1 rRNA gene is annotated in these 1,679 nt (G+C 56.5%); it reads right to left on the minus strand.

Annotation, left to right across the window (positions count from 1 at the left end):
• Positions 1 to 115: 115 nt before the first annotated feature.
• Positions 116 to 1,639, minus strand: a 16S ribosomal RNA gene (locus AC50X9_RS21205).
• Positions 1,640 to 1,679 lie beyond the last annotated feature (40 nt).

The following is a 1,679-nucleotide window of genomic DNA, read 5'->3' on the forward strand; positions in this document are numbered from 1 at the left end:
TGATATTCCACCCGTGAGCACCCGCCGCAGAACTAGCGTCTGCGCAACGGGCGTACTCCTGACAACCCCTCCACACTCACATACATGAGGCAAGGTGATCGTAGGTGCTCCTTAGAAAGGAGGTGATCCAGCCGCACCTTCCGGTACGGCTACCTTGTTACGACTTAGTCCCAATCGCCAGTCCCACCTTCGACAGCTCCCTCCCACAAGGGGTTAGGCCACCGGCTTCGGGTGTTACCAACTTTCGTGACTTGACGGGCGGTGTGTACAAGGCCCGGGAACGTATTCACCGCAGCGTTGCTGATCTGCGATTACTAGCGACTCCGACTTCATGGGGTCGAGTTGCAGACCCCAATCCGAACTGAGACCGGCTTTTTGGGATTAGCTCCACCTCACAGTATCGCAACCCTTTGTACCGGCCATTGTAGCATGCGTGAAGCCCAAGACATAAGGGGCATGATGATTTGACGTCGTCCCCACCTTCCTCCGAGTTGACCCCGGCAGTCTCCTATGAGTCCCCGCCATCACGCGCTGGCAACATAGAACGAGGGTTGCGCTCGTTGCGGGACTTAACCCAACATCTCACGACACGAGCTGACGACAACCATGCACCACCTGTAAACCGACCGCAAGCGGGGCACCTGTTTCCAGGTATTACCGGTTCATGTCAAGCCTTGGTAAGGTTCTTCGCGTTGCATCGAATTAATCCGCATGCTCCGCCGCTTGTGCGGGCCCCCGTCAATTCCTTTGAGTTTTAGCCTTGCGGCCGTACTCCCCAGGCGGGGCACTTAATGCGTTAGCTACGGTACGGAAAACGTGGAATGTCCCCCACACCTAGTGCCCAACGTTTACGGCATGGACTACCAGGGTATCTAATCCTGTTCGCTCCCCATGCTTTCGCTCCTCAGCGTCAGTTAATGCCCAGAGACCTGCCTTCGCCATCGGTGTTCCTCCTGATATCTGCGCATTTCACCGCTACACCAGGAATTCCAGTCTCCCCTACATCACTCTAGTCTGCCCGTACCCACCGCAGATCCGGAGTTGAGCCCCGGACTTTCACGGCAGACGCGACAAACCGCCTACGAGCTCTTTACGCCCAATAATTCCGGATAACGCTTGCGCCCTACGTATTACCGCGGCTGCTGGCACGTAGTTAGCCGGCGCTTCTTCTGCAGGTACCGTCACTTTCGCTTCTTCCCTACTGAAAGAGGTTTACAACCCGAAGGCCGTCATCCCTCACGCGGCGTCGCTGCATCAGGCTTTCGCCCATTGTGCAATATTCCCCACTGCTGCCTCCCGTAGGAGTCTGGGCCGTGTCTCAGTCCCAGTGTGGCCGGTCACCCTCTCAGGCCGGCTACCCGTCGTCGCCTTGGTGAGCCATTACCTCACCAACAAGCTGATAGGCCGCGAGTCCATCCAAAACCACAATAAAGCTTTCCACCCCCCACCATGCGATGAGGAGTCATATCCGGTATTAGACCCAGTTTCCCAGGCTTATCCCAGAGTTAAGGGCAGGTTACTCACGTGTTACTCACCCGTTCGCCACTAATCCCCCAGCAAGCTGGGATCATCGTTCGACTTGCATGTGTTAAGCACGCCGCCAGCGTTCATCCTGAGCCAGGATCAAACTCTCCGTTGAAGTAAAACAGACACAACCAACACCCCCGGGAAAACGGGAC

Source organism: Pseudarthrobacter sp. HLT1-3 (genome assembly GCF_059383535.1).